The following is a 4,807-nucleotide window of genomic DNA, read 5'->3' on the forward strand; positions in this document are numbered from 1 at the left end:
CGATTCGATAATTAGCAGAGTTCAAGAAGCAATCGAGGGGGCAAGTGCTCTTTTGATAATTTTGTCTAAAGCATCAGTTGAGTCAGAATGGTGCAAAAGAGAACTAACGGCAGGTTTGTTTAGGGAGCTCGATGAGAAGCGTGTAGTAACGATTCCTGTTCTTTTAGATGATTGCAAGATACCCTTATTTTTGCGCGACAAACTACATGCGGACTTTAGAGCTGACTTCGACTCGGGAATGTATGCGCTTCTTGAATCTGTAGCCCAACACTCGAATCCCGACCAAAGTCGATTGGAGGATGCTGAAGGTTTCTTAGATTGGTCTTGTGATTACGGCGTCCTGAATGGAAAATACTTTGTTAATTATTATTTGATGCAAAGTTCGGAACACTTGGAAATGTCGTTTATCACTGAAATTCAATGCATATATAACGAGATATCTACCCGCCGTCAAATGCGCTACGTAGATGCAGGTGTGGGTTGGATGGGGCGTACAACAAATGCAATTATGTTGTTGGATTTCGCTGAAAAAGCAGAGAGTGAAATGTTTTTGATTCTCGACAGCCCTGCACCTCAAACCAAAAGTTTTACATTCTCAGACGCCAAGACAGGTGCGAGCACGGAGGTTTTAGTCAAGTCACGCAAAATGGGGAACGATAACGGTAAAAATCAGCTTATCAATATCACCGACTATTTTAGACGCATATTTAGCTATGTCGCCCAAACAGAAAAAAACCTACAAAAGAAGAGCTGGAGAGATTTAGGTCTATCCAAGTTACTCCGATTTAACAAATCTCATTGACTAGCTAGTATTCAATGCAGCGAGCCGGTAATGATTTTCTATCCAGGCTTCCCTCACAGGAAGCTAGAACAGTTTCCTGTGATCGCAGCTTGTTTTACAAAAGTGGTGGTGATTTGGTGATGCACCTTCCATATCGAAATGAGAGCCCAGGTTTCCGAGATGGATGATCGCTTGATGCTCAGCGGCATGCTTCAAGTGCTTTGCTCTGGGGCCATATGGCGGGGTACTCATGACGCTTTAAACGTCACGCCTCAATGATCGACGAACCGCAGTCGACAATGAAGGTTCGACTCGTAGACAGCTAAAGCGCGCCGGTTCAGTTGCGCTCTAGGTTGCAATCTCTGAACCTTCTGTTTTGACCAATTGCATCATCCCTCGCAGGATGAGTGTTATTGCTTGGTCGATGTGCGGGGTATATGCGAGCGTTGCATTTTCCTCGTCGGTCAATCCGTTGTTAAGGTTCGCAGCAGTGAACGCTGCGAACTCTCGGCGATGAGCCCATGTCGGATTGGATGTGGGGCGAGGTTGTATTAGACCTAAGGTCTCGGCGATATCGCGAGTGCACCCTCCAAAACCACCAATCAGGAAAATCGCCTTGCCAGCCTTCAACGAAAGAAGCGCCTCTTCGGCAATACCCGGCATGGTCCCCTGGTAGTCCTCTACCCGACCACCAACAACGATTCTTGCGTCGGAATCCGACATCATGGTGATACGCATAGACGTAAGCCCATTTGCCCACTCTTGCTCTGTGGGTACTTGAGACGGAAGGCCGCGACGCTCCTCAATGGGTAGCTCGCTACCGTCAATTCGAAGGCAAACGAGTTCAGCAGAATCTTCAACTTCAGCGATCTGCGTTTCCAGTTCGGCAACTGGTTGCAGGATGTGGACTGGCCAAGCGAGATAGTTCGTGACTCCGGTACGGCTATCACCCTCGTCAGCGTCTCGACGATGCCGGGCAACAAGTTCGAATAGTAGGTCGCTGAATCCATGCTGTCGTAGATCCCCTCCATAGATTAGCCTCGCCCCGAGCGCGAGCAAATGACGAGCTATTTCGGCCATGGCATCTCGCAGATGTTCGTCACCAAGGCCTAAGGCGGGCATGTCCGGGCTTTCCGAAACGGAGATCGCAATGGTCTTCTGCCCAAGAACCTCTTGGTAGCTCATCGCACAGCCCCCGCCTTCCATTCCGTCAGGCTTCGTAGCTGAACCCGTGGAGATATCTCTGCGAACAGCCGCTCTTCTTCTGCACTGAGTGGTGGATCCGGATAAACAATCATCGGATTTGTTACATCCGCCTCGGATGGCAGGCTCGCAAGTGAAATAAGCTCTGGTGGTCTGGGCACGAAAATGACTGCGGGATCGAGGTGTTCGTCCGCTAGCTCAAGCGCAATACGGCAACGCCATAGGAAGTTTTTCAGAACCTCGTCAAGTAGCCGGGCAATTACGAAGTCAATGCGATCGGCACCGCCTGGTTCCAGCCGGACCATCGGGACGTTGCCCATATAGGGGAAGCCGCGCTCGTCGATGTCGCTAATGCTATTGGCTACAACAAGAGGTACGTGCCAGCGCTTTGCCTCAATAATTTCTTTGCGACACCATTCACGTGACGAGTACGAATCAGTGTGGATGGCGACCATCGCGCTCACGCGTACCTTGTGGAGCAGTACTTTCTGAAAATGAAGGCCTGCTGGAATGTCGTAGACATCGAAGAAGCTGTCCATTCCTGGTGTGTTGTAGAGCCTGCTGCGGATGTTTTGGGCAATCTTCTCGCCATGCTGGTCGTGTTTTGAATGGCTAAGGAATATTTGTACCTTCTTTAGGTAGGCCTCAAGTGCCTCCTCTTCCTCTTCGGGACGGGTGAGGTGCTCCAGGTAATGCCGTAACAAACGGCAAAATGCGTATGTCAATGCAGCAGTCAATCGACGGCCACGTTCGGCAAGTTCCCCCTCCCAGCGCGCCCAAAGCAACGCTTGTTCATCAGTTCCTAGGCGCACTAGCACACCGTTATCAATTTCGACGGGAAAGACCCTCGTTCCTAATCCCGCTGCCTCAGTACGATTACAGAGTTCTTGGACATAATCGGTCCAAGCAACATCGCCCACGAGGTTGTTGTCTGTAAGGACTACAATGGCCGCAGTGTTCGAATCCGTGAGGTCAATCGGCAGAGGTTGGCTGGATTCCGGTGCCACAACGTATCGGTAAATAACGCTGAGCCCAGTACCTCCCGCGATATTCTCGTACAGCTTTCGACGAAAATGTTTTCGAAGGATCTCAGCAATGACGGGGCCGTCGGCAAAAGTCGGGTGCCAGACGACATACACCACCAGGAAAGGACGGGTCGATTCAGTCATTTGAACTCACCCATTGCGAACACGGCGCGCTCGAGTGTTATCGATGAGCGTAAGACTTCGGTTTTTTGCCTCGGCAATGTAGCCCTCCAGATTCGCCGTGCTGGCCGTAATCTGTGCCCATGTAAGCCACGATGCGAAGCCGGACTGGATATTGTCGTGAAGCCGATCAGGGACAATGACATGCTGATTGTCCGCAGTCATTCGAGCGGTCGGCAAACGCACACCAATAAGGGCGTGTTGTTTTTCCAGCGTTGCCGCGATTTCCCAATCGATGTACTTCCGCTTTGGGCTTTCTGCCCCAACGAGCACAATTGTACAAGAGGTGCCGGTGATATGATTTTCCCGAATACGGCGCATCACGTAATTGACGTCATCGCTATCGATGCTGCGTTCAAGGGAGTTGTCGTAAATAACGTCGTAAGTATCGTGAAACGCGTTTGAAAAAGCGTTGTAGTAGGCCTGATCACCGTGGTGATGGTAACTGACGAATACTTTGTGTTTCACCGGTGCACCGAAAATCCCATAACTCATTAGCTTTCCTTGGCAATTGCCGTCGATGGTGAAATGCGATTTCGCACGTTATTACCCCGTGTTCAGGTTGTCCAGCATGAGAGCTCATGTCGTTTCTGCACAGGTGCTGCCGCTGTTATTGTCATTTTCCCCCCCGCTTGGCAACGGCCAGTCTGAATCGCCCATAATTTCCTAAACGTATTTGGCTGGCTGCTTTTGGCCGTTTTCTGATCTTCGTCTAGCGGTTGAACTGCCAGGATTTTCCTAAGCAATGAGTGAGTAATTGCATGGTCAGCGAATAGTAATAGCGCGTCGATTGAGTGTGCTGGTTTAGGTGGTGATTCAAAAAACACGCAAGGTGTTTTCTCTGCCAAGTCCATGGATTGTCGCGTTGCCAGCGCTCAGCGATCGCTGTTTGGATGGCCTTTGCCTGACGCAGGTGGCGTTGACGCGTGGTATGCGACCCGGTCAGGACACCCGTCAGGAACAGATCCATATCGAATACCAGGCTCATGCGCGACCACCAATGTAAGCGGCCACCACGACGATACGGTTGTCCCCCAACTCATAGCTGATTTGTACTCGGGCTTCCTGATCGAGACGTCGGTCGAGTTGATAGCAATGGCCATCGTTGATGGGGGCGGGATGGTGGGTGATTTGCTCATAGCGTTCGCACGCATAGCTGCCCGCAATTCATGGAAGCCTTTGAGGTTGTACTGATGGAGGATGTCCCGTGCAGGACGGACGATTCCCCCAGGAAACGCAGGGAGCTGTCGTCGTTTGCGACTTGCAGGCCTCGTTGCTTTAGCAGTTCCAATTGCTGTTCTACGCTGAGGGCCGGCTTGTCGAAGGGCCTCATGTAGTTTTCTCCGGGCAAAAAAAACCCGCACGATTTGAGCTTGCTGACCGGGTCAACCTAGGCTTGGCGGGTGTGTTGGGGTGCATTATAGGTAGGTGCAAGAGCCCGTCAATGTTGGGCTGATGTGAAATTGTAACGGCTCGAGGCGCGGGGGCTAGAGTTCGGTCTGTTGATTGAGATAAGGCGTCGCTGGTCTTGTCGCAGCAATGTGGAAGCTTCCAGGGAGTTCCAAACGCCAGAAACAACAAAGCCCCTGCATTTCTGCAGGGGCTTTGTTTTGTATGG

Annotated in this window: 5 protein-coding genes and 1 pseudogene; 1 reads left to right on the forward strand and 5 read right to left on the reverse strand. The window is 51.0% G+C overall.

Annotated elements, in window-relative coordinates:
- A partial coding sequence (locus DBR24_RS21065) for a toll/interleukin-1 receptor domain-containing protein (protein WP_146189096.1) occupies positions 1-802 on the forward strand: 802 nt, incomplete at its 5' end.
- 327 nt (positions 803-1,129) lie between these two features.
- Here DBR24_RS21065 and DBR24_RS21070 read toward each other — a convergent pair.
- The 5 genes and pseudogenes from DBR24_RS21070 to DBR24_RS33115 all read right to left on the reverse strand — a co-directional run.
- Positions 1,130-1,966 (reverse strand): hypothetical protein, encoded by an 837-nt coding sequence (locus DBR24_RS21070; protein WP_128615715.1) that lies wholly within the window; start codon positions 1,964-1,966, stop codon positions 1,130-1,132.
- Complete coding sequence (locus DBR24_RS21075; RefSeq protein ID WP_128615716.1) at positions 1,963-3,153, reverse strand: toll/interleukin-1 receptor domain-containing protein; 1,191 nt, start codon at positions 3,151-3,153, stop codon at positions 1,963-1,965. The genes DBR24_RS21070 and DBR24_RS21075 overlap by 4 nt, the downstream gene beginning before the upstream one ends.
- A 6-nt stretch (positions 3,154-3,159) precedes the next feature.
- Positions 3,160-3,684: a TIR domain-containing protein gene (locus DBR24_RS21080; protein WP_128615717.1), complete on the reverse strand. Its 525-nt coding sequence runs from the start codon at positions 3,682-3,684 to the stop codon at positions 3,160-3,162.
- A 217-nt stretch (positions 3,685-3,901) separates the two neighbouring features.
- Positions 3,902-4,177: a hypothetical protein gene (locus tag DBR24_RS21085; RefSeq protein WP_128615718.1), complete on the reverse strand. Its 276-nt coding sequence runs from the start codon at positions 4,175-4,177 to the stop codon at positions 3,902-3,904.
- A pseudogene (locus DBR24_RS33115) lies at positions 4,174-4,424 on the reverse strand (integrase); the annotation flags it as partial. The gene DBR24_RS21085 and the pseudogene DBR24_RS33115, both read right to left, overlap by 4 nt.
- Positions 4,425-4,807 lie beyond the last annotated feature (383 nt).

Origin of the sequence: Pseudomonas sp. HMWF006 (assembly GCF_003061205.1) — a bacterium.
GTDB lineage: Bacteria > Pseudomonadota > Gammaproteobacteria > Pseudomonadales > Pseudomonadaceae > Aquipseudomonas > Aquipseudomonas monsensis.